Source organism: Virgibacillus halotolerans, assembly GCF_016908515.1.
Taxonomy (GTDB): Bacteria; Bacillota; Bacilli; order Bacillales; family Amphibacillaceae; genus Virgibacillus_M; species Virgibacillus_M halotolerans.
The window spans coordinates 26,091-50,621 of record NZ_JAFBEA010000007.1 but is presented as its reverse complement, the minus strand read 5'-3'; the positions used below and the strand labels follow the sequence as shown (position 1 = coordinate 50,621).

The 24,531-nt window shown below is 39.1% G+C and carries 21 protein-coding genes; 11 read left to right on the top strand and 10 right to left on the bottom strand.

The window, feature by feature from the left end; all coding sequences use genetic code 11:
* Window positions 1-54 precede the first annotated feature (54 nt).
* The 3 genes from JOC34_RS15560 to JOC34_RS15550 are packed head-to-tail and all read left to right on the top strand — an operon-like array spanning window position 55 to window position 3,750.
* Complete coding sequence (locus tag JOC34_RS15560) at window positions 55-2,295, top strand: ribonucleoside-diphosphate reductase subunit alpha (protein ID WP_205137705.1); 2,241 nt, start codon at window positions 55-57, stop codon at window positions 2,293-2,295.
* Window positions 2,292-2,726: a flavodoxin gene (locus JOC34_RS15555; protein ID WP_205137704.1), complete on the top strand. Its 435-nt coding sequence runs from the start codon at window positions 2,292-2,294 to the stop codon at window positions 2,724-2,726. The genes JOC34_RS15560 and JOC34_RS15555 overlap by 4 nt, the downstream gene beginning before the upstream one ends.
* Entirely contained in the window at window positions 2,707-3,750 is a 1,044-nt protein-coding gene (locus tag JOC34_RS15550) for a ribonucleotide-diphosphate reductase subunit beta (RefSeq protein ID WP_205137703.1), read from the top strand. The genes JOC34_RS15555 and JOC34_RS15550 overlap by 20 nt, the downstream gene beginning before the upstream one ends.
* A 92-nt stretch (window positions 3,751-3,842) precedes the next feature.
* Here JOC34_RS15550 and JOC34_RS15545 read toward each other — a convergent pair whose 3' ends face one another.
* On the bottom strand, window positions 3,843-5,105 hold the full coding sequence (locus tag JOC34_RS15545) for a hypothetical protein (protein ID WP_205137702.1): 1,263 nt from the start codon (window positions 5,103-5,105) through the stop codon (window positions 3,843-3,845).
* Between the two features lie 193 nt (window positions 5,106-5,298).
* Between JOC34_RS15545 and JOC34_RS15540 the strand changes: the two genes are divergently transcribed.
* Together JOC34_RS15540 and JOC34_RS15535 are read left to right on the top strand one after the other, a co-directional pair.
* Entirely contained in the window at window positions 5,299-6,348 is a 1,050-nt protein-coding gene (locus tag JOC34_RS15540; RefSeq protein ID WP_205137701.1) for a MerR family transcriptional regulator, read from the top strand.
* A complete protein-coding gene (locus JOC34_RS15535; protein WP_205137700.1) occupies window positions 6,348-6,830 on the top strand; it encodes a GNAT family N-acetyltransferase in 483 nt (160 codons plus the stop codon). The genes JOC34_RS15540 and JOC34_RS15535 overlap by 1 nt, the downstream gene beginning before the upstream one ends.
* A gap of 238 nt (window positions 6,831-7,068) precedes the next feature.
* On the opposite strand, the gene JOC34_RS15530 is transcribed toward JOC34_RS15535, so the two are convergent.
* Complete coding sequence (locus tag JOC34_RS15530; protein ID WP_239544490.1) at window positions 7,069-8,199, bottom strand: N-acetylmuramoyl-L-alanine amidase family protein; 1,131 nt, start codon at window positions 8,197-8,199, stop codon at window positions 7,069-7,071.
* Between the two features lie 1,131 nt (window positions 8,200-9,330).
* Here JOC34_RS15530 and JOC34_RS15525 point away from each other — a divergent pair.
* A complete protein-coding gene (locus tag JOC34_RS15525; RefSeq protein WP_205137698.1) occupies window positions 9,331-9,531 on the top strand; it encodes a hypothetical protein in 201 nt (66 codons plus the stop codon).
* 65 nt (window positions 9,532-9,596) lie between these two features.
* Here the strand turns inward: JOC34_RS15525 and JOC34_RS15520 are convergent, their stop codons facing one another.
* The 6 genes from JOC34_RS15520 to JOC34_RS15495 are packed head-to-tail and all read right to left on the bottom strand — an operon-like array spanning window position 9,597 to window position 14,677.
* Window positions 9,597-10,835, bottom strand: a complete 1,239-nt coding sequence (locus JOC34_RS15520) for an ABC transporter permease (protein ID WP_205137697.1) — start codon at window positions 10,833-10,835, stop codon at window positions 9,597-9,599.
* Entirely contained in the window at window positions 10,828-11,754 is a 927-nt protein-coding gene (locus tag JOC34_RS15515; RefSeq protein WP_205137696.1) for an ABC transporter ATP-binding protein, read from the bottom strand. Before JOC34_RS15515 ends, JOC34_RS15520 begins: the two co-directional genes overlap by 8 nt.
* 16 nt (window positions 11,755-11,770) lie before the next feature.
* Window positions 11,771-12,670 (bottom strand): M23 family metallopeptidase, encoded by a 900-nt coding sequence (locus tag JOC34_RS15510; protein WP_239544488.1) that lies wholly within the window; start codon window positions 12,668-12,670, stop codon window positions 11,771-11,773.
* 1 nt (window position 12,671) lies between these two features.
* Window positions 12,672-13,535, bottom strand: coding sequence for an ATP-binding cassette domain-containing protein (locus JOC34_RS15505; protein WP_205137695.1), 864 nt, complete (start codon window positions 13,533-13,535; stop codon window positions 12,672-12,674).
* Entirely contained in the window at window positions 13,532-13,927 is a 396-nt protein-coding gene (locus JOC34_RS15500) for a GntR family transcriptional regulator (protein WP_205137694.1), read from the bottom strand. Before JOC34_RS15500 ends, JOC34_RS15505 begins: the two co-directional genes overlap by 4 nt.
* A 30-nt stretch (window positions 13,928-13,957) precedes the next feature.
* The gene (locus JOC34_RS15495) at window positions 13,958-14,677 is read right to left on the bottom strand and encodes a hypothetical protein (protein WP_205137693.1); all 720 of its coding nucleotides are present in this window, start codon (window positions 14,675-14,677) and stop codon (window positions 13,958-13,960) included.
* Window positions 14,678-14,997: 320 nt separating this feature from the next.
* On the opposite strand from JOC34_RS15495, the gene JOC34_RS15490 reads away from it, so the two are divergent.
* The 4 genes from JOC34_RS15490 (at window position 14,998) to JOC34_RS15475 (ending at window position 18,411) form a co-directional block, all read left to right on the top strand.
* Window positions 14,998-15,513, top strand: a complete 516-nt coding sequence (locus JOC34_RS15490; protein ID WP_205137692.1) for a DoxX family protein — start codon at window positions 14,998-15,000, stop codon at window positions 15,511-15,513.
* 117 nt (window positions 15,514-15,630) lie between these two features.
* On the top strand, window positions 15,631-16,230 hold the full coding sequence (locus JOC34_RS15485) for a superoxide dismutase family protein (protein ID WP_205137691.1): 600 nt from the start codon (window positions 15,631-15,633) through the stop codon (window positions 16,228-16,230).
* Between the two features lie 198 nt (window positions 16,231-16,428).
* A complete protein-coding gene (locus JOC34_RS15480) occupies window positions 16,429-17,145 on the top strand; it encodes a sulfite exporter TauE/SafE family protein (protein WP_205137690.1) in 717 nt (238 codons plus the stop codon).
* A gap of 72 nt (window positions 17,146-17,217) precedes the next feature.
* Window positions 17,218-18,411, top strand: a complete 1,194-nt coding sequence (locus JOC34_RS15475; protein ID WP_205137689.1) for an MFS transporter — start codon at window positions 17,218-17,220, stop codon at window positions 18,409-18,411.
* A gap of 58 nt (window positions 18,412-18,469) precedes the next feature.
* Here JOC34_RS15475 and JOC34_RS15470 read toward each other — a convergent pair whose 3' ends face one another.
* Window positions 18,470-20,311: an FtsX-like permease family protein gene (locus tag JOC34_RS15470; RefSeq protein WP_205137688.1), complete on the bottom strand. Its 1,842-nt coding sequence runs from the start codon at window positions 20,309-20,311 to the stop codon at window positions 18,470-18,472.
* Window positions 20,312-20,326: 15 nt separating this feature from the next.
* Window positions 20,327-21,091, bottom strand: coding sequence for an ABC transporter ATP-binding protein (locus JOC34_RS15465; protein WP_205137687.1), 765 nt, complete (start codon window positions 21,089-21,091; stop codon window positions 20,327-20,329).
* A gap of 259 nt (window positions 21,092-21,350) precedes the next feature.
* Here JOC34_RS15465 and JOC34_RS15460 point away from each other — a divergent pair, with 259 nt between their 5' ends.
* On the top strand, window positions 21,351-24,527 hold the full coding sequence (locus tag JOC34_RS15460) for a DEAD/DEAH box helicase (protein WP_205137686.1): 3,177 nt from the start codon (window positions 21,351-21,353) through the stop codon (window positions 24,525-24,527).
* The last annotated feature ends 4 nt before the right edge of the window (window positions 24,528-24,531 follow it).

The window sequence follows — 24,531 nt, the reverse complement described above, 5'->3', positions numbered from 1 at the left end:
GGGGATAGTACTTATTTAATCGTCGCCAGATATACATAAAGGGAGGAATTAATGATGACACTTGCTACAACTGTTACACCGAAAATAGATGATCTTCATTTATTCATTGACAATGCTGCGAAAGGTCTATCAATTAACACAGAAGAATATAAGGAAAAAGCAGAAAGAACCATTCAGACGAATTCCACGGTCGAAAAAGTCACGGAAGCCCTTATCAAGATTGCATTGGAAAATATCGATGAAGCACAGCCGGAATGGACGTTTTTAGCGGCAAGAATCTATGTACAGGAGTTATATCGAAAAGCGGGTGAAAATCGTCATTATGATCCAGCTAAACAGTATGGCAATTTTTATGAATTAATTCAAACCTTAACAGATAAAGGGATTTATGCCAATAACCTGCTTGATAAATATACAAAAGAGGAGATTGCAGAACTTGGGGAGAGTCTGCAGCCTGAAAGAGATTTACTGTTTAATTATTTAGGTATATATACGATTGCAACACGCTACTTGGCAACAGATCATGAAAAGAACATCTATGAGCTGCCACAGGAGCGTTGGATGATTATTGCCATGTACCTGATGCAGGATGAGGATAAAGCACAGCGTACACACTTGGTTACAGAAGCATACTGGGCGCTTAGCAACCTGTATATGACAGTTGCAACACCAACATTAACGAACGCAGGGAAAACACATGGACAATTATCGAGCTGCTTCATTGATACAGTGGATGATAGCCTACAATCGATTTATGACAGCAATACGGATATCGCTAAACTCTCCAAAAACGGTGGAGGAATTGGTGTTTACATGGGGAAAATTCGTAGCCGTGGCAGTTCGATCAAAGGCTTCAAAGGGATGTCCAGTGGTGTTGTACCATGGATTAAGCAATTGAATAATACTGCTGTAAGTGTAGACCAGCTGGGAACAAGAAAAGGCGCCATTGCCATTTATCTTGACGTATGGCACATGGATATTGAATCATTTCTTGATTTGAAGCTGAACAATGGGGACGATCGGATGCGTGCCCACGATATATTTACTGGTGTGACATTACCGGATTACTTTATGGAACAAGTGGACAAGCGTGGCGACTGGTACTTATTTGATCCCCATGAAGTGAGACAAGTAATGGGTTATTCATTGGAAGACTTTTATGATGAAGAAAATGGGGACGGCACATGGCGTAGGAAGTATGAGGAATGTGTCGCATCACCAAACCTTACGAAAAAACAAGTACCAGCAATTGCTATTATGAAGCGGATCATGAAATCACAGCTTGAGTCTGGCACACCATTTATGTTTTACCGTGATGAAGTGAACAGACAGAACAGCAATCCGCACGAAGGAATGATTTATTGTTCCAATCTATGTACGGAAATTACACAGAACCAATCGCCGACACAATTTCTCGAGGAATTTGTTGAAGCGGACAACACGATTGTTAAAAAATATAAAGCTGGTGACTATGTTGTATGTAATTTAAGCTCGATCAACTTAGGCAAAGCAGTACCTGATGACGTATTGGAAAGTTTGATAAAAATCCAAGTCCGCATGTTGGACAGTGTGATTGATATTAATACATTACCAATTAAACAAGCACAGCTTACGAACCAAAAGTACCGTGCGATTGGTCTTGGAACGTTTGGCTGGCATCATTTACTTGCCCTTAAAAATATTAAATGGGAAACAGATGAAGCTGTTACATTTGCGGACGAGCTATACGAAAAAATTGCTTATTTAACGATCCAAAACAGTATGGAATTGAGTAAGGAAAAAGGTAGCTATCCAGCCTTCGAAGGAAGTACGTGGAGCAATGGTGCTTATTTTACAAATAAAGGCTATACAGATGAGAAGTGGGCGTCACTGCAAGCAGAGGTACAGGAAAATGGTATGAGAAATGGTTATTTAATGGCGGTCGCACCTAATTCGTCAACATCCATGATTGCTGGCTCAACTGCTAGTATTGATCCTATTTTTAAAACGTTTTACAGCGAGGAAAAGAAGGATTTCAGAATCCCAACGACAGCACCGGATCTAAATTCTTATACGTATGATGTTTATCGTCGATCCGCATATATTGTTGATCAGCGTTGGTCTGTGAGGCAAAATGCCGCACGCCAAAAGCATGTGGATCAAAGTATCTCATTTAACATCTATGTTCCAAATACAATTCGGGCATCTGTCCTGCTGGATCTTCATTTACAGGCATGGCAGGGAGGAATAAAAACAACTTATTATGTGCGCTCTACCTCAAGTGATATTGAGGATTGTGAGTGGTGTGAAAGTTGAGAACCTTAATTGCATACTTGTCCTACAGTGGAAACACGGAAGAAGTCGCAGATTTGATCAAAACAAAATTAAAAGAAAATAATATGCAGGTGGATTTACACCGAATCGGGATTGATGCACCAATCGATCCCGAGAAATATGATTATCTTTTTATTGGAACCTTCACATGGGACCAGGGAAGAACACCAGATGAGGTAAAAGATTTTATATTGGAAGTTGGTTATAAGCCAGACAATATCGCGGTGTTCGGAACAGGTGATACACAATTTGGCGGTGATGAATTGTTCTGTGGAGCAGTTGATAAGCTAACATCCTTTTATCATAGTAACTGGAACGGCTTAAAGATTGAACAGTCACCAAGAGGAAGTCAAGAGAGATTAGTAGATGAATGGGTAGAAGGAGTGTTGCAAGATGCCAAAATCTATGCTTGAAAAAGCGAAGACTTTAGAGCCGGCGAATCCGAACAAATCAACAGGTATATTTGGTGGGAAGTCAAGTGGAATTCTTAATTGGAACGACATTGCTTATCCACACTGGTATAAAATGTATAAACGATTAATCGGAAATTACTGGCAAGCGGACGAAGTAAACATGTCGGGTGATGTGAAACAATTTGCTACGTTAACGGATAAAGAAAAAGAGGCCTATTTAAAAATTATTGGGTTGCTATCTACATTGGACGGTCCACAAACAAGAACAGCATTGCTGTTATCTTTATATGCGACAGATGCATCGGTACAATCGATTATGGCAGTCATTGCACAACAGGAAGCAGTTCATAATGAAAGCTATTCTTATGTACTATCGTCCGTTGTATCTTTCGATGAACAAAATGAATCGTTTCAACTAGGTAGAAAAGACCCGATTCTGTTAAAGCGAAATGCAATTATCACGGAGCAATACAATGCGTTTGTGGAAGAGCCAACAATTGAGAATATCTTGAAAACACTAGTATATACATCGTTATTGGAAGGAATGTTTTTCTATTCCGGCTTTGCGTTTTTCTATAATTTAGCACGACAAAATAAAATGGTTGGTACGTCAACAATGATTAGTTATATAAATCGTGATGAACTGGAGCATGGTCGATTTATCTCAGAATTATTCCGAGCAACATTGGCAGAAAATCCGGAATATAACACAGCCGAATTTAATGATTGGGTATATGAGAGCTTTAAAACGTCTGTGGAGTTAGAGATTGAATGGTCTAATTATGTACTGGCTGAGGTCGAAGGAATCGATCTAAACGAAATGGCAGGCTACATTAAATACCGTGCGAATAAAATGTTGCGTATGATGGGCTTAAGTGAAATATACCCGGAACATGTGGATAATCCAATGAAATGGATCCGCGCTTATGTGGATAACTTTGATGGAACAAAAACAGATTTCTTTGAACAAAAATCCAGACAATATACAAAAACAAGTGATTTGAACGGGTTTGACGATTTATAATTTTAAAAGGGAAACCAGCTTAATGCTGGTTTCCCTTTTGTATTTAAATTCCATGTTTCTATAAGCACTGCCAGTCAATCTGCAAAGCGTTATTAGAGTTCATCGAGTGAAATCACTTCGCCTGTTACAGCATCAACACCATAAGAACAGTCAATTTTGCCGCACAGTATATACTTTTCTTTTGCTTTATCCAATACATAGACTGGGTTCACATCAATATAGCCACGTAATTTGTCAAAAGCCGCTTCTGGTGATAAAACCGCATTCTCGGCATCTGAGAAGTTTTTCAGCATATCAAGAACGACATTATTGTCATTGAAGTTGAGGACCTGGTATGCTTCTCTATCCATGATGATATTCATCTTCCTTTCAATTACACGTGGGTCAGATAAGGGAGATTTTAATTCCGCAAATATATATCCGTGTTCCCGCCAAATACCAGTTAATTTCCATTGCCCACTATCATTAGGGAATTCACACTGTAAAAAATGCCCTATCGACTCGACTGCCTGTACTTGATCCTGCTCTGTTAAGGGTTTCGTATCCGGATGGGGTTCATTAGCTAACGCTTCTTCTAGAGATACTTCTAATGATAGATCAATCTCAAGTGGCTTAAATGGCTCTTTTAGCGGTTTATCCCATTCCAGGATGATATCTTTCTTTACAAGAGAATGATTTGCTTCTACTTCACTAAAGGTAAGCTGCCGCTCGCCATCGTTTGTAACAAAAATAGTTGTAGCGCCATAAACAGGAAGCCACTTCTCCTCATCCTCCACAGGGACCTCGAGTAGCTTACACTGTTCGCTGGCAATGGGATCCGTGATCATAGGCGTTAATGAAAAGGGTTCCCAATTAATTTGTGTTTCATCTGGAAAATCACCATCAATGGAAAACAAAACAAGCTGGTCTTGATCATTAAATTGCATGCGAATTGACCCAGAAGGATAGACTGCTACGTTGTCAACTGCTGCTTGAAAATAGAGCTCCCCATTTTCATCATGAATCAGTTTAAACTGGCGACCAAATTCCAGGCCGGTTTCTTCCTCAACCCATTCAATGGTTTCCTCCATATCAAAGGTGGTTAAAATCGCATCTGCATAGGTAACTTCCTGTACGAAAGCGATCCGTCTTAATCGTTTTCTATGTATATCGAATTCTATAATTGCTGTACCAGCCGGGTTAAAACCCTCGTCTGTTTCTTCCAAGTCGTTTGGGAACCATTCCATGGATAAGAGGTAGGATGATTTACTAAAGCTGTCTTGCTCCCGAAATATATGGTGTCTTTTTAAATGGTAATTACTTAAACCAAACTTTTCAACTGTATGATCAATGATCTCTTGCAGTTTCTCGTGCATGTTTAAAACCTCGCTTTTTGATGAATTATTCTAAGTATAACATGCTTGTTTTGCACTGATAAGAAGCAAAACTTTCTAGAAAATCCATCAGGTTACAATCGCTAATAGATGATCTCATTTTATAAAAGTATAAAAATAACTTTACCTTCACCTAACGTAAAGGTTTATAGTAAGGTGGAAGGGGGTTGCAAGTATGTATATCCATGAAGTGGCTGAGCAATTAGGTACGACATCAAGAACGATTCGATTTTATGAGGAAAAGGGGTTAATAGCCCCGAAAAAGGATAAAGAAAATGATTATCGCACGTTTACGGAGAAAGACGTCTTTCGTTTGAGTACGATTATGGCGCTGCGCGAAGTTGGTATCAGTTTAAATGACATGAAGAAACTTCTGGAAGACCCACATATGGGCATGAGGCAGTATTTAGACATACAACGTGCTGCTTTATTTGAAAAGTGGCTTGAAATGAAAGACATGATTAACACCATTGATAACATGGTAGAACACCTAAAGGATGATAATGAGTCGATCAAAGGAATCCAGCAGCTTGGCCTGCATTTAAGGAATTTAAAGAACATCCGCCAAAATTGGCAGGACAAATGGAATTTTGACAGTCAGGCAGTTGATTATGATCATAGCTTAAAACTGCATGGATATAGATTCAATGTCCACCAAGATTATGACCAGGCGCTAACCCAGGTAGCGGATACCATTCAATTAAAACCAGGCAATACATGTTTGGATATTGGCATAGGGACAGGAAATCTTGGAGCGAAATTATTGGAGAAGGGGATTAATGTCATTGGAGTGGATCAATCTGAACAAATGTTGAAAGTGTGTAGGGAAAAACATGCCGCAATTGAAGTGCGAAAAGGACACTTTTTAGCCCTTCCTTTATTAGATCAGACAATGGATGGCATTGTTTCAAGCTATGCGCTGCATCACATACCAGATGATAAGAAGCTGATGGCTTTCGAAGAGATGACTCGCGTATTAAAGCCAGGCGGTCAAATCTGTATTGCAGACTTAATGTTTGTAGATGAGCAGCATCGAGAACAAGTACTGCAAACCTATCAGCAGGCAGGAAATACGGAAGCTGTATATGCCATTGAAGATGAATACTATGCGAATCGATCGTTATTAATGGATTGGCTATCATCGAACGGATACCATGTGGAGACCTACCGATTTAATCCTATTTTGAGTATGATTTATGCACGGAAGAGGGAGGTAGGATCATAATGCATACTGATGTGAAATTAGTATGCTATCATGCTGAATTAAGGCCACAATTTGAAAACTATTATTTATCAAACGATGATTTAAACTATACTGGACATCCTAGTGATGCAATAGCTACATCTGAAAATGATTCACACCGTTATCCAATCATTATTGAACAAAATGGTGTGGCGCTAGGTTTCTTTATTCTTCATGACTGGGAAGGGGTAAAAAAGTATAGTAAGAACAGATATGCCTTGCTACTGAGGTCTTATTCCATTGACTCAAGATACCAAGGTAAAGGGATTGCCAAACAGTCACTTAAAATATTACCAACTTTTATGAAAGAAAATTTCCCTAGCATAACCGAGGTGGTTCTAGCTGTAAACAAACAAAATCGCCATGCGCAATATGTTTATAAAAAATGCGGCTTTAAAGACAAAGGGTTAAGGGTGATGGGAAGAAAAGGGGAGCAATTTGTTTTGCATAGGGATATTCGATAATGTGCTATATTTTAAGGAAATTGGATATAGCAGGTTTTATGAGTATGAAAAACACTACTTTTACTAAAGGGGAGAAAATATTAAACATGCGGTGAGGAAACAACATGTTTAGAAACCTTTCCTGCTGTTCAGATCCTCAAAGTTCCTCTTAGGATGCAATATCTTATTGTTGTAAACTTACCAGATAATCACATAGAAAAAGCTGTCCTATAATGAAAGGACAGCTTTATTTAGGTTATTAATGTAAATAATTTTTCAATCCATTTGTTATTGCTTGTGCTACTTTGTTTTGATAATCACTTGTCTGTACGACAGATAGATCATTGGGATTTGTGATGAATCCCAGCTCCATTAACACGGCAGGTGCGCTACTTTGCTGGATCACACGGTAGTTTGCCTGCATAACGCCTCTATCTTGTAAATTAACTGTCGAAGCTAAGGAAGATTGAACGCTTTGTGCTAAGTTTTTACCGGATCCACTCGCATAATACGTACTGATCCCCCCAATTGAGATAATTGGAAAGGCATTATAATGCAGGCTGACAAATGCATCTGCTTGATTAGAATCACTAATGCGCACCCGTTCATCTAAAGAAACAAAGTAATCGCCTGATCTTGTTAGCGTAACGTTCGCCCCTGCATCACGAAGTGTCTGTGCTACATGGTCTGCGGTAGATGAGATAATATCCTTTTCTTTGACACCATTCAGCCCGATTGAACCAGGGTCTTTTCCGCCATGACCAGGGTCGAGTACAATATTATACCCCTCTAGTGATTGATTCGATGGTTGTTGATCTGTTGACGTACTTTTTGTTTTACTTGCGGGGGCTTCTTCGGTCTCTAGTTCGGATGCTTGTGATTTTGCACCTTCACTTGTTAACCAGGCAGCAATCCAGCCAGTTGAGCCATCTTTAAAAGAAACCTTGTACCATTCCCCTGCTGATTCCGCTACGTTGTATGTATTTCCTGAAGATGCGGATCCGATGATGGAATGATTTTCTCCTGGACCGGAACGAATATTAACATTGTCTGTAGCGACCGTTATCGTTTCCGCGGTACCTTCTGAGCTTGATTCCGTGTTTGACTTAGCAGTACCAGTTGACATCAAATGATGCTTGGCAACCCAAACCTCCTGACCACCATAGTAAGTTTGAATCCACCCGTATTGCTCCTGAAAAGCTACAACTTTATCGCCTGTCATTAATTGACCAATTACTTGTGCATCATCAGCGGGTGCACTTCGAACATTAAGTGATGTGGAATGGACTTCATAAGTTTGCCCACTCTCTGCATGACTAGCAGTTGGAATAAATAGAAATAAAAATAGCAGGAAACCAATTCCAACGGTAAAAATTCGTGTAAGTTTCATATAAGCCTCCTTAAGCATATTATAAAAATGCGACTATTAAATAAATGATAGTACTTATTCATAACCGAAACAAGGGGTAAATAAACATTTTTCGGCAAAGATCATTCATAAGTACTACAGATGTTAGTCATATTTTACTATAAATCTACTGTAATGTTAAATAACAGATTATTAGCAACTCAATTTTCGTACCAATAAAATACGTTCAAAGCGCTGATAATGGAAACAGGTTACTGAGGCGACCGCAGCCCGTATACACTACGCTTTCCGCGGGCGGCTGTTGAGCCTCCTTGTGCTAACGCACTGCGGGGTCTCACCGATGCCTTTTCTCCCGCAGGAGTCTTCGTGTATACGGGCTGCTAAGTATAGCGTTTGCCAATGAAAGCGTGCTTTAGCTGGATGAAATGACAAAGTACCTTCCCGTAAATAGCATTACCAGTCCGGGTGAGAGAAGGGCGGTGACTCCAGCGGGAAAAGCAACAGCTGAAAATCCCGCAGGAAGTGGGTTCTGCTTCCGAGGAAGTTGAAGCGTTGCCCGCGGAAAGCATCCGCCCGGATCGATCCCGGACGGCGGAATAACACACCTTTTGGGAAATAAACATGCTGTTATGTCGCAGTTTATATAAATGTGATAATAAAAAACGACAAAATTAACGAAAAGGCTTTATCAAAAGTCAAATTGAGTTAATAACAGCAATTTTCATAAAGTGAACGATGAATTTACGTATATATGTTAGAATTTGTTTAATGGATTTTTAGGAGGCTAATAGTTGATTTATACGGGCGCTGAAAATGACGCATTTGTTGGGGCATCCTTGACGATGATTATCATGCTTGCCGTTATAAGCGTAGTGCATATAACCCTTTGGCTTTATTATAAGGAACGACCGAAAATCGATCAGGGATTTTGTTTTTCTTACTTTAAATTAAGTTATCGTCGAAGATTTAAGCGTGACATGTGGAATATGCCCCTTGTATTTATTTTTATCATACTTTTTCTTAAATACTTTCCTAATTATTTTCCGGGAGTCGGAATACTGCTGATCACTATTACAATACTGTTGTCTATCATCCAACTTATATATAATTATAAAATGTGGAAAAGGAACGAAGCTTAAAAGGAGAATAGAAATGAGTGCTAAATCAAGTATGAAAAAGAGAAGAATCATCAGATATATTGTTGTGTTGGCAGCGGCGATTATTGTACGATTGCTGTTGGCATTTTTTGCATCTATCGAAGTACAGAAATACGTAAGCTTAATTATTATTATAGCGGCAATCGCTGTATTTTTTACATGGGATTACTTGGGTGAGAAGAGAAGGGCGAAATGATGTAAAATAAGCCAGTGCAATGCATGCGCTGGCTTATTAAAATGTTCACTTCTTATGAGGGAATACTAAGCACGAATCCACTTCCATATTTCCTTCGGTGTGGCATTTTTTCCATACATGAGGATACCTACTTTAAATATTTTTCCTGCCAGTTTCATGAATAGCCAGGTACTTATAATCAGAATAGCATAAGCAATGGCGATTTCAATCCATGGCCAATCCTCCAGCATCGCTAACCGCATCATCAGTACGCCAGAGGATGTAAATGGAATATAAGTACCAATCTGTGCGAATAATCCGCTTGGGTCATTCAATACAGGTCCGATAAAAACAAATGGAAGAAATGGCAACATGAGTACCATACCCTGGAAATTTCCTGAGGTTGATATATCAGCCATTGTTGCACCAAGCGCAACGAAAATAGAAGCAAACAGTAAATAACCTAATATAGCGAGACCTACTAACAATAGCAATTCTGGTACAAGTAAGTACTCCATAATAGGAATATCAGTCTTCCAGATTGCGAGTGGAATGATAAACACAAGGAATACAACAACTTGGATAATTCCTAAAATAAAATAACCAATAATTTTCCCTTGCATTAATTCTCCCGGTGTTAACGATGATAAGATGATTTCTGCAATTTTGTCCTTCTTTTCCTGTGATGCACTTTGGAAAACCATCATGCCGGTGAAAACGATGGAAAGCAGAATGATGCCGGCAAAGGCTGCTGGAACAACACGTTCCATTGGATCCAATCCAGATTCTCCTGATTTATTATTAGCTTCTGTTGCCGTGCTTTCATCAACAATACGCTCATCAAAGGTAACCCCTTGATTGACAAGTGCTAATTGCTCATCAGATAAGCCTGCTACTTTCATTTGCATAGCACGTAGCGGCTCCTCCAGTAATTGAATATCATGGGTGAAAAAGCTATCTATTTCCTCACTCGTATAAACAGGCACCATACTATCATCGAGTGCATGATGATCAACAAAAATGTAGGCTGTATCTTCTTGCCCGTCTAATGCGTTTGCGGCTTCCGTTTCGCTGATGTCCGTTGTGTGCACATCCCAATTCAATGCATGTTCATCTACTGTCGCCTGTAAATCCCCGTAAATATCTAATTGATCATTGATATAGACCTGTGTAACCACTGGTTTATCGTCGGAGTCCCCAAATAAACTCGGAAGCAAAGCAAAAAATAAGAAAAGCGCCGGTGTTAAAAATAACCCGATAATAAATGATTTATTTTTCAAGTTGCGTTTAATTTCCCATTTTGCGACCTTTAATGTGTTATGCATGCGCTTTATGTCCCTCCTTTAATAAATTCTTATCTGTTGCGATATCAATAAAAATTTCATGAAGGGAAATACGATCAATCGTCAGCTCGTGAATAGTAAGCTGCTCCGGCAAATTCCTTAACCATATCGTAGGCTGTACCTCACTTGCTAAATAAAGAACAGTTGTATCACCGTCCTGCTCAACACGCTGTACATCCGGTAAATTTGCCAGATCATTGCGACTGTTATTCCCGTGGATGGTACATTTGAAATTTGCATATTGTTGTTTGACATCGTCCATTTTTCCATAGATGACCCGCTGACCACGGTGCATCATAAATAACCGGTCAGCCATTTCTTCGACTAAGTTCATTTGATGGGATGATAAAAGAATTGCTGTTCCATTACTTGCCAGACTTTTCATTTCTTGTTTAAATAGATCTTGGCTAACCGGATCGAGTCCGGAAAAAGGTTCATCTAAAATGAGTAATTCTGGCTCATGAAGAATGGAAGCGATGAATTGTACTTTCTGTCCCATGCCTTTGGACAATTCTTCAACCGATACTTTTTCTTTTCCTTCCAAATCAAATTTCTTTAAATATGCTAATGCTCGGTTCTTTGCTTTGTCTAATGGATAGTCTTTCAGATCAGCTAAGTATAATAAAATATCCATTACTTTTACGTTTTTATATAATCCGCGTTCTTCCGGTAAATAACCAATTTTATGCCTTGGAATCGTCTTACTGTTATGGAAGGTAATAGATCCCTCATCGGGATACATAATTCCCATAATGTTTCGGATCGTTGTCGATTTCCCTGCGCCGTTTGGCCCAAGAATAGCCATGATCTCTCCCTTTTTCACATCAAAGGAGATACCTGATATGACTTGTTTGTCTTTAAATGATTTGCTTAAGTTTTCTACAGATAGCATTGTGTCCATCCTATTCATTCTCCTCTCATCGTACTAAATTATTTCTCACCAGAAATTTACCATCAAATTGAATGGGGATTCCTATGCCATTTTTCTCCGCATGTATATGAAGGTGGGGCTCGGATGTATTACCGGAATTACCGACGAGTCCAATTTGTTGCCCTTCTTTTACACTATCTCCTTTATCAACTGTGACACTGTTTTCCTGCATGTGTGCAAGTAGGATGATAGCATCAATATTTTCGCATGCGAGTGTTACATGATTGCCTTCGGGTTGTTCAGGATTTGTTTCCGGCGGGATTTGGTCAGGCAAGTCATTCTTTGCTTCCAATACCTCCCCATTACAGGGGCTGTAGATTGTATCCCCATAGATCTCATATTTATCCAACTGTTTTGGATGAAGCCCCCTAGCACGAGTCCCGAAACCATTCAGTTTTAGAATATCCATTGCATATTGTTGCGGCTCATAAGCATGATGATAATTCATTAATGTGTTACTTCCACCATGTGCGACATAATAGGTACCATCTTTTAATGGGGAAGAAAGTTCGATCGCTTCATCTTTTGTAAATAAACTGCTGAATACAAATACATTGTACATCGCAAAAACAAGTAAAATTAGGATGTTAATCCCCGTCGATATTTTTTGCCTGCGTTGTAATTTTTTTCTAAAGGGGAGTGCGTTATTATTTTTCCAGGAAAAATAAATAGCCGGAATCAATAAGATCACCCAGATATATCTGATATAGTAACCCAGCCATGACCAGTTTCCGCCGAAAAATAACCATGATATCAAAGCTGCAGTCAATAATGCCTGAAGCATCCAATCAAGTTTACTATTCGCTTTTAATCTCCAAAGTGTAAAAATAAAAACGGCTGGTAAAATGATTACGATAATAACCATCTGTATAATGTCAAACGTCATTTTAATTTCTCCCTTTGCCTGCTAATAAGAGTGTAATGATTTCTTCTAGATCAAGTGCTTTCCGATCAAGCCATTGCAAATTGTTATCATTTAAATATTGCTCCGTAATGTCTGGTTGGTTCGATATGATCTGCTTCCCGTTTCGAGAAACTTCACCTGAAACAGGTATATCAGGAAGTGCATCATTCATCCAATAGCGTTTATAGCTTTCTGTTAAGGCATCTTTCTCAAAGTTACCGATCATTTTCCCATTTTGTAAAACAAATAAGTAGTCTGCAAGTTTCTGAATATCATCTGCCTGATGACTTGTAAGCAGAATGGAACGCTCTCCCTGCTCCATCCAATCGACTAAAATATCCGAAAGGTATTGTTTAGATGGAATATCCATGAATGATGTTGGTTCATCAAGGATTAGCAGGGCGGTGTTTCTTGGAATCGTTAGTGCCAATGATAATTTTTGCTGTGCGCCCTGTGATAGCTTGCCAAATCGTTTGTTTAGAGGGATATCGAATTGCTCGATGAGTTTTAGAAAGAGTGCGTCATCCCAATTTGGATATAAGGGGGCGATTAATTCTTTTAACTTGTTCCCTGTAAAAGGGTTATAGCCTATTACGGTCTGTGGCTGATAGGAAATGTAGCTTTTCCAGTCATCCTCCTCGTGGCTTATATATGTATCAAATATTTTTACATGACCAGCACTAGGATTTACCATATTCATGATGATTTTGAGCAAAGTACTTTTTCCTGAGCCATTGTTTCCCACCAGCGCCGTAATGGTTCCAGGGTCAATTTGTAAATTAATTGGACCCAACTGAAAATCATCCACTTTTTTCTCTATTTGAGATACTTCTAATGTCGCAGTCATTTTTTATCCTCCTCATAGGTTGTCAGTATTTCTTTAAAAATACCTTCGATTTGTTGGAACGTATAATCATAGCTAACTGCAGTCTCTATGGCCTTTTCCATGGCCTGGTAGACAGTTGAAACTTTTATCTGCTGTTTGATGGGGTCAGCAATTTTGGCGACAAATGTTCCTTTACCTTGGATTGTTTTCGTAAATCCTTCATTTTCTAAATTTTGATAGGCGCGTCTAATCGTAATCACACTGATTTCCAAATCCTTAGAAAGCGCACGAATGGAAGGTAATGGAGTGCCTTCCGCTAATAATCCGCTGGCAATTAGAGCCTTTAGCTGTTTTTCTATCTGATGATAAATCGGTTCCCGTGAATCTTTGGAAAGTCGGATCGGCAGTTCCATAACACGCACCCCTTTCTATGAACACACACATTAGAGATAATCAATTTCCCCCATTTTCTTTTTTAGGTATGATTTCCAGTATTGGCATCCGAAAAGAGCAAGTACAATGGACAACACTAAAGATAAAAACGGCCATTTTTGCGCAAAAATTACCGTCCAATATACAATCCCATAATCAAAAACATACTGATAAATGACGAACAGAGCGATACTGCCACCGTATTGTGCAATACTATCGAAAACAAACTTTTTTGTATTAGCCTTATATCCTGCATCACTGGCAGGCATTATGTAACCCACATAGACGCCAAAAGAAAGCCAAATAATCGAAAAGGTGATATAAGACAGTGGCGATAACATGCCTTGCAGATCTGCATTCAGGACATACAGCAAGGCAAGTAATAAAAATTGAAATGGAAAAGAATAGATAAAATAGAGTATAAACCTGCTTTGAACCAACACCTTCTTTGTTATCGGCAGTTGGCTAAGCATGATGAAAAACGGTAACCCCCAAAAATCCCCATCTTTTTGGTATTGAAATTCTTTTGGTTTCATGAATAACGGCACGAAACCAAAAGCCAACAGGAAAAGTAGATCAACGATTCCGTGGTTGATAGACACAGAGTCACCTAAAGTACTTATGACAGATAATGCTAGTAGAGTATACAATAAAAAAACAAATAAGAATCCTTTTAATGAAGCCTTTAATTCAAACATGGCCAGTCCAAGCGCCTGTTTCCATTCCTGCATGATATTTTCCTCCCTGTAACTGTTAAACTGTGTATGTGTATATAAACAGTATACTGAGTTCATTTAAGAAGTCAATAACATATTCTAAAAAGTTATTATTATTGTTCTGCTTTGCGGAAAAGAAAAGCCCATTGTAAAACAAGCACATTAAACGGGTTCACAATTTCGTCATAGCTTTGTTTCCTTTATGTGAAACTTTTCACAAACATGTTTTCAACTCCTTAAAACATGCTATGATGTAATTGTAAGAAGGAAACACCTTTACAATCGATTGTGAAATAGTGAGCAAGTTAAACAAACATAAAAGGGAGATGGGTATCATGTTTATGAATTTCATTCGCAATAATAAAGTTTTTGCTGGCGTGTTAGCTTTTCTTCGGATTTACATTGGATATCAATGGATGACGGCAGGGTGGGGAAAGATTACTGGTGGTGGTTTTGATGCAGCTGGATTTTTACAAGGTGCAATCGCTAGTGCGAGCGGGGAAAACCCCGCTGTACAAGGATGGTGGGCGACGTTCTTAGAAACTGTCGCGTTGCCAAATGCAGATCTGTTTACGTTCTTAGTTATGTGGGGGGAATTATTAGTAGGTGTTGCACTGATCCTTGGTATTTTCACGAACTTTGCTGCATTAATGGGGATCACGATGAACTTTGCATTCCTTTTCAGTGGCACAGTAAGCACAAACGCACAAATGGTGTTGATCACAGTTTTCCTTATCATAGCTGGATATAATGCTGGGAGATATGGTTTGGACAGATGGGTACTACCTTTCTTGAAAAACCGTATTACCAAAAAGAATAAAGCAGATAAAAAAGAAGTCGTTATTGCATAGTTTTAAAGGGTTAGTCTTGATTGGAAAAGACTGACTCTTTTTCATTTTAATGTTTATACAAGTCCTTTAACGTGAATATTGAGTAATAACTGTGTATAAGAAGGGAGCTATTATTCAATGAAACGTTGGATTGCTTTATTATTTGTCATTACGCTTGCAGTGATGATAAGTGCTTGTAGTGGAAAAGATGATGAACAAAATACAGAAGGTCAAAATCAGAATCAGGGTGAGGATGCTACCGAATCCGAGGATAGTGCAACAGATGAAGAGGAAGTGCTGGTATCCTTAAATGATGCTGATGAAGAAGTTGTAGCAACCGCAACACTAACAGAGGATGACAAGGGAGTGAACGTGAAACTGGAAGGTGAGGGCTTACCAGAAGGTACACATGCATTTCATATCCATGAAAAGGGTGTCTGTGATCCACCAGATTTTGAATCCGCAGGTGGTCATTATAATCCAGAAGATAAGAACCACGGAAAAGATGATCCAGAAGGTCCGCATGCCGGCGACTTTGATAATATCGAGGTTGGTGAAGACGGAAAAGTAAATGAGGCATTTACAACGGATCAAGTCACATTGAAAAAAGGTGAAGAAAATACATTGTACACAGATGAAGGGACATCACTAGTTATTCATGCAGATGAAGATGACTATAAATCACAACCAGCAGGTGATGCTGGAGATCGTATAGCATGTGGTGTAATTGGAGAATAACGTTTATGCGGAAATGCCCAGGATTTTTATTCCTGGGCATTTCTATTTGTATGGATAAAAAAGTATAAAATGAAACTGTATTCAGTGAGGGTATTACTTGCCCGTTAGCCTATGATAAAAGCTTCAGGAAATGCCACTTACGCAAGCTTAGTTTATGTTAGTATGGACTGTATATGATTACGATTGTAGGTGTGTGGTTTGGACTTTGTTATTTTATTTTCGATCATTATTTTATGTGCCTCTATATTACAAACGAGTACCGGTTTTGGCTTTTCTATTATGGCAACACCTTTTTTGTTGATTTTATTTGAACCACGAGAAGCAATTCAAATTAATTTGATCCTATCGCTAGTTATTTCAAGCGCATTGATCATGAAAATTAGAAAAGATGTGGATGTTGGGATTTTAAAACGGCTAGTATTGGGAAGCTTAGTAGGTTTACCGGTCGGAATATGCTTGTTTTTAGCCGTGAATATGACTTGGTTGAAATTGGGCATTAGTATATTAATCCTTGTACTGACATTATTATTGATCATGAATTTTCGTGTCAAGCAATTGCCGAAGCGTGACAGGCTTATTGGTGGATTTTCAGGAGCATTTACAACAAGTATTGGTATGCCTGGGCCACCACTTTTATTGTATTTTTCCGGGACAAATACAACGAAGGAGACGCTGCGGGGAACAACACTTGCCTTTTATTTGTTTATTTACTTGATAAGCTTAATCATTCAGGTGATTTTTGCAGGAACATCCAAGGAAGTGTGGACATCTAGTTTGTTAGGGCTACCACTTGTTGGTATCGGTTTGATGCTTGGGCAGCTGCTGTTTAAATGGATTAATCAAGATCACTTTCGCGTGTTGACTTACATATTATTGTTAGTTGCTGGAGGATATTTGCTGGTGCAACAATTTTAAGGCGTAACTTTTTCAATTAAATGAGTGCTCATGTATAATAATACTTCGAGTAACGAAGAAAGGAAGTTTTAGATGAGTTCTCAAGCAAACGAAAAAGTACAACCGAATAAAGAAAAAATATGGACGCGCGATTTTGTACTGATTTGTCTAGCGAACTTTTTTATTTTCCTTGGTTTCCAAATGACGCTTCCAACCCTGCCGATTTTTGTACAAGAATTAGGCGGTAGTGACCAGATGATCGGACTGATTATCGGTATTTTTACTTTTTCAGCGTTAATTTTCCGCCCGTATGCGGGAAAGTTATTGGAATCAAAAGGAAGACAATTTGTTTACATGCTAGGGCTTGCGGTCTTCGTCTTTTCTGTCGGATCTTATGCTTTTATTGTAAGTATTGGATTTTTGCTGATGATGCGAGTGGTACAGGGAATCGGCTGGGGATTCTCTACCACTGCGACAAGCACCATTGCAACGGATTTAATCCCACCTAAGCGACGTGGAGAAGGTATGGGGTACTTTGGTCTGTCCGGGAATCTGGCACTTGCCTTTGGGCCAGCACTTGGCTTAACGTTAGTTGGCGTTATATCTTTCACAAGTTTATTTTTAATCTGTGGTGGACTGGGCCTAGTTGCATTCCTATTATCGACAACCATTCGCTATAAGAAAGTGGAGACATCTCCAGATAAAACGGTCACAGTTAAGTTTGATATATTTGAAAAGACAGCCTTAGAGCCGTCTATTTTGTTGTTTTTTATTACCGTTACGTTCGGTGGTATCGCTTCTTTCCTTCCTTTGTATGCAGCTCAGAAGGGAATAGCAGGAATTGAACTCTACTTTCTTGTCTATGCGATCTTTTTAATGGTTTCCCGAACCTTTGCAGGGAAAATTTATGATCGGAAAGGTCATCTTTACGTATTCCTACCAGGAACTGTATTCATATTTATTGCCATGTTGTTATTAGCCTGGCTACCAAATATATCGGTAATGCTAATTGCAGCTGGAATATATGGATTAGGATTCGGAAGTGTGCAACCGGCATTACAAGCATGGGCAGTTGATAAAGCACCAGGAAATCGAAAAGGAATGGCAAATGCAACGTTTTTCTCCTTTTTTGATTTAGGAGTTGGATTGGGTGCAATGACATTTGGTCAATTGGCTTCTATGTTTGGATATGGTTCAATCTACAAAACCGCAGCATTGTCAGTACTGCTCGCGATGATACTGTATATATATTTATACTTACGAGCAAAAAAAAGACAATCATTGTAAAGGAAAAAGCCAAGTACATCAGGGAAGTAAAAAATTGTCCCGAGTACTTGGCTTTTCTTTAAATTTCTTTTGGAAGAACAATTCGTTTATACATCTGAACCGTTAAAATATAATAGACGCCATAAATCAGTAGGAAAATACCAACTGGAATCCATATTTTCGTGTAAGGCTCAATGATGATAAAGGAAAACATTTGCATACCCACAATAACGTGTACGAGTCCAACCAATGCCGGGAATAAGAATAGCAGGAACAGCTCGCGGTAAATGGATTTAGCCAATAAAGACTTTCGAACCCCGATTTTCCGCAGCATAGAATAACGCTGTGCATCTGCATTCGCGCTGGATAGTAATTTAAACATCAGCACACTGGCCATCATCATTAAAAAGGCGATACCCAAAAATAATCCCATAAAGATGGTTCCACTGGCAATCCCTTTAAAGGCAAGATAGTTACTATACTTGCTTCCCGTTATTTCAGGTGTTTCACCAGTCAATGACTCAGCTAAAGTGAGCTGTCCGGCTTCCAATTTTTCAAGTTGCGGCAGTGCGGCTGTAAAATCATCGAGTTTGGCAACCACCACGATTTCTTTACTGCCTTTTATTTTTTCAAAGTTTTCCTGATCAACAATCGATATCTCCCGATCGCCAAACATGTAATAACCGGCGTTTAATTCGTTATTAACTACTGAAAACCATTCATCAGGCATATCCCCCAATACATATTTATCTTTAGAAAGCGGTTCTGTTACGCGTTCCGATTTTGGCAATTCCATTGATTCTGGATTGAATGCTTTAAACAATGGGGGATGATCTATTAGGTCATTCTTGAGAAAATACACACCATCATCATCTACCTTATAATGGTAGAAGTTTTCTTCCTCGGTATTTAATTGCTCGATTATTTGTTTGTCCGCATCTGACGGTTGATGAATCGCTAAGTCGTTGGCATAGATCATCCCTGCTTGTTTTTCAACGTTGTGGTAAAAGGCAATACCCGCTGTCATCGCCCCTAAACCCAATGCAACAAGCATGGCGACCGTTCCCAGTACGCGGGTTAAATTCATCATACGAAATCTTAGTTGTGCAAGGGTAAATGAATTGATTCCTTTTTCATTCAGCGTACGAATTCCCTTAAGCTTCTTCACCACATAAGGCAACAGGGAAATAAATATAAGATAGGTCCCCAGTGTGATCGTAATAGCCGCAATAATGACGCCGAACTGCATAAGTTTAGCAATGTTGATCATTGCATAATAGCCAACACCAATTAATAGGATAGCAAAGAGTACACCTACAATCGTCCAGCTTCCTTTTGCTTTCACTGTATCTTGCTTTCTGTCTGCATGAAGTAAGTCGAGCACCGACTTTCCGGCGATTTTGGCCGCATTTACAATCGAAGTCAAGAAAAACAGAATCACATAAAAGATAACGGTTGTGATCATAGAAGAAAGGTAAAATGCCTCAAATCCTTCTCCACTGAAATCCAACTGCCACATAAATAATCCAGCGATTCCCTTCGACATGCCGATGCCAATCACGATGCCGGCAGCCAGGGAAATAATGCCGATGAAAAAGGTTTCAAAGAACATGAGTTGGGTTACCTTATGTTTCTTTGCCCCAAGCATCATATACATGCCCAACTCTTTTTGTCTCATCGAGAGCATAAAAGAAGTGGCATAAAAAATATAAAATATCGTAATAGCCGCTAAAATAAATGTTCCAACATGGAATATAAATACGATTGATCCAATCATGGCATTTGATTCCAGAAACACTTTATTTTGTGCCAACGTTTGAAACATATAAAATATTGCAATGGACATCGTTAGTCCGAATAAAAGGACCAGATAATCCTTAAACGACTTGCGCATACTTGCCCGTGATAATTTAAATAGCATTCCATTTCCTCCTTCCTATTCCATCTCAGGAGCGGCAAACTCTGCCAACACATTGAGAATTTCTTGATGGAACGCCATCCGCGAACCATCACGATGAATTTCCTTGTACAACTTGCCATCTTGGATGAACATGATTCGCCTGCAATAGCTCGCACTAAGTGGGTCATGGGTTACGAGCATAATGGAGACATCATGGTTTTCATTTAATTGAGCGATGGTTTCCATTAAGCTATTCGCGTTTTTTGAATCAAGTGCACCGGTTGGCTCATCTGCCAAAATCATGGCAGGCTCATGTACCAACGCCCGTGCAGCTGCCGCACGCTGTTTTTGACCACCGGAAATAGTTACGGGGTACTTTTCCAAAATACCTTCAATGCCAAGCTTCACTGCAACTTTACTGACAGCTGGTTTGATTTTCTTTGTAGATACACCTTGTAAAGATAACGGCAGTGCAATATTTTCGTAGATTGTTAAGTTTTCCAGTAGATTGAAATCCTGAAAAATAAAACCTAGTTGCTTAGATCTGAAATCGGCTAATTGTCCTTGTTTCATCTCGGTGATGTTTGTTCCGGCGATTTGAATCGTTCCCTCTGATGCTTTGTCGAGTGTCGATATAACATTTAATAATGTGGTTTTCCCTGCGCCAGATGGGCCCATAATGCCAACGAATTCTCCTTGATTCATATCAAATGACACATGATTTAACGCGGAAAAGAGATTTTCACCTTTTTTTCCATACGTTTTGTGCAGATTGTTTACTTGTAAAACAGGCTGTTTCATAACGTTCCCTCCATATCTTTAATCTATAACAAGTGTAAACCAATCTGCGTTATTCTTGTATGTGTTTACCTTTCAGGATCCTTACATTATTGAAAGGTTAGCAGCATGATGCAGAATGCTTTAAAAAGTCTACAAATAGAACGAAATAGCGTATAATATATTGCTAGCTTCCCTATCCTAATACAGGATAGTTTAAAAACCGGGTCATCTCGTTTACAATAGATGTAATGAGACGGTAAAAAGGTGGGTTTTCATAACGTTGAAGAGTATAAGTGATATCAACATCCAAAAGTTATTTCCAGCCATTATTTATAAACGTGGATTGGATTATTATAAAAAGGATCTGGTAAGTGATCTGTTGTATGATTTGAATTATCATGTATGGACAGCGACTGTTCACGGTACAGAGGATTATTTTGTAGAAATTGATATGACGGGATTTGACAAAGGTTCGATTGAAACACATTGTGATTGCCCGGCGTTTTCTACGTATGGATCGTGCAAGCATATTGCAGCTGTGCTATTAAGTATTGCAAATAAGGAGTCCAATAAACAGCCGGATACGCCTAACTATGAATACCAGATAACAAATCGCTTTATTCAAGCGCTGAGTTCCATTCAGCCACAGACTGTAACACCAGAAATTTTACCGAAAAAAACCCCTATGCAGGTCGAGTATTATTGTAAATGGTCCTATGATAGAAATTTATTAATAGAGTTAAAAACAGGTGAAAAGCGTTGCTTCGTCGTGAAGGATGCGTATGATTTCCTGGGAAATGTTCTGCAAGGAAATGAATATTATTTTACAAAAACATTCACATATAATCCAGATATCCATTATTTTCAGCCAAAGGATTTAGAACTCTTTGAATTGCTTTATTCGATTCAAAAAAATGAAGAGATCTATAATGGCTATACGTTTTATCATTACTCGGGGAACATGAATGAGAAGCGCTCGATCATTGTTCCACCGCTCGTTGCTAAACAGCTCCTGGGAAAACTCGTTGAACGGGATTTTACGGTGGAAACGAAAAAAACGCATTATACAGATATATCGATTGAAAAAGAGACGCTCCCATTTCACTTCTCCTTGTCAAAAAATGAACGCGATGACTTAATATTAACCATGGATGATATTGCCAATGGAACGTATTTTAAGCCTTACAACATGTTGTTCTATCAAGGTGTGTTTTATTTTCCCGCAAAAGAGCAACTACCTATCCTTGAAGAAGTGACTGATTTTGGTATGGAAGATCTAAAGTTGCCGATAACAAAAGACCAGGCAGATACCTTTTTATCTGAGGTGCTTCCCTCTTTAAAGAAAATAGGTGAGGTCGACGTTTCAGAAAAGGTTGCTGCTGAAATTATTCAGGTTTCACTAAGGGCAAAGCTTTACTTGGAAGTACAGGTGGACTGGATTGTTGGGAAACTGGAATATCACTATGGAGATCAGCAGATTGACCCATTTGGCGGTGGTCGTGAGCAAAGTGACACGATTATTATCCGTGACGTGGAAAAGGAACAACAAATTATGCATCTGATCGAGCATGCTAATTTCCATTATAATGGGAAGGATCTATACATCGAGGGCAGCGATGAGGAAGAGATGTATGAGTTTCTCTACGACGTGCTGCCAGTGCTTGATGAGTATGTGGAGCTATTTCTAACGTCAGATATTCGGAATATGATCGTGGAAAATGAACCGACACCAAGCACAAGTGTCCGTCTGGAGTCCGCTTCTAATCTGCTAGAAATCGGTTTTAATGTCGATGGTGTGGATGATTCGGAAATTAATCAGATTATTAATGCCGTCATTGAGAAAAAACGTTATTATCGCCTGGAAAGTGGTGCTTTACTGTCATTGGAAGGGGAAGGCTTCGATTCCATGAAGCAGTTTTTCAATGATATGGAGATCTCGAAAAACGATGTACGAGACGGGAATGTCCAGGTCCCGGTTTATCGTGGTACACAAATCGATGAGTTGATTGATACAAGGAAAAATTACGATGCATCCTTTCAAAAGCTGCTCCATCAGCTTCGATCACCGGAAGAACAAATTTATGAACTGCCAGAGAAATTGAATGCATCATTGCGTAACTATCAGAAAATCGGCTATCAATGGTTTAAATCGTTAAGTGCCTACCATTTAGGAGGTATTTTGGCTGATGATATGGGACTTGGTAAAACATTGCAAAGTATTGCCTATATTGCATCTGAACCAAGCGACCACCCACATTTAATTGTTGCGCCGTCGTCGGTTGTATATAACTGGAAAAACGAATGTGAGAAGTTTGCTCCAGACTTGAAAGTAGCAATTCTTACAGGGGCACCACCAGAACGAAGGGAAAAAATCAAACAGCTAAAAGACATGGACATTTGGATTACCTCTTATGCTACGTTAAGGCAGGATATTGAGCTTTATCGTGAATTAACGTTTCAAACGATGATTCTTGATGAGGCGCAATATATAAAGAACTATGCAACAAAAACGTCCCAAGCCATCCGCGAAGTAAAGGCGAGTCGTCGATTTGCATTGAGTGGTACCCCAATTGAAAACTCGATTGATGAGTTATGGGCTATATTTCAGGTGATTTTACCAGGACTGATGCCTAGTCAGCGTAAATTCAAACAATTATCCCACGATAAAATAGCTATGATGACAAGACCATTTATTTTACGTCGTTTGAAACAAGACGTTTTAAAAGAATTACCGGATAAGATAGAATCGGTTCATGTTTCTGAATTGACGAAAGACCAAAAAGAGTTGTATGTCGGATATTTACGACAACTGCAGCAGGAAGCTTCCCAATCGATGAAGGAGGGTGGCTTCAATCAAAATCGGATGAAAATATTAGCTGGATTAACGCGGCTCCGTCAGCTGTGCTGTCACCCTTCCCTGTTTATTGAAAATTACCAGGGGCAGTCTGGGAAACTAGAACAATTGATGGAAGATATCAGAAGTGCGATGGAAAATGGAAAAAGAATGCTTATTTTTTCCCAATTCACAAGCATGCACGAGATTATTATTGAAAGACTGAAACAAGAAGGGCTGGAGTATTTTTACCTACATGGGCAAACCCCTTCACAGGAACGGGTGCAAATGAGTGATCGCTTTAACAATGGCGAAAAAAATATATTCCTGATTTCCCTTAAAGCCGGAGGAACAGGCTTAAACCTAACCGGTGCAGATACTGTTGTACTTTATGATCTCTGGTGGAATCCGGCAGTGGAGGACCAGGCAACAGGGAGAGCACACCGTTTTGGACAAAAAAAGGTTGTTCAGGTTATTCGCTTAATTACGGAAGGTACGATTGAGGAAAAAATTTATGATCTGCAACAGAAAAAACGGGAACTAATTGACCAAGTGATACAGCCGGGAGAAACGATGTTATCCAGCTTGAGCGAAGCAGATGTCAAGGAATTATTAAGTATCTAACAGG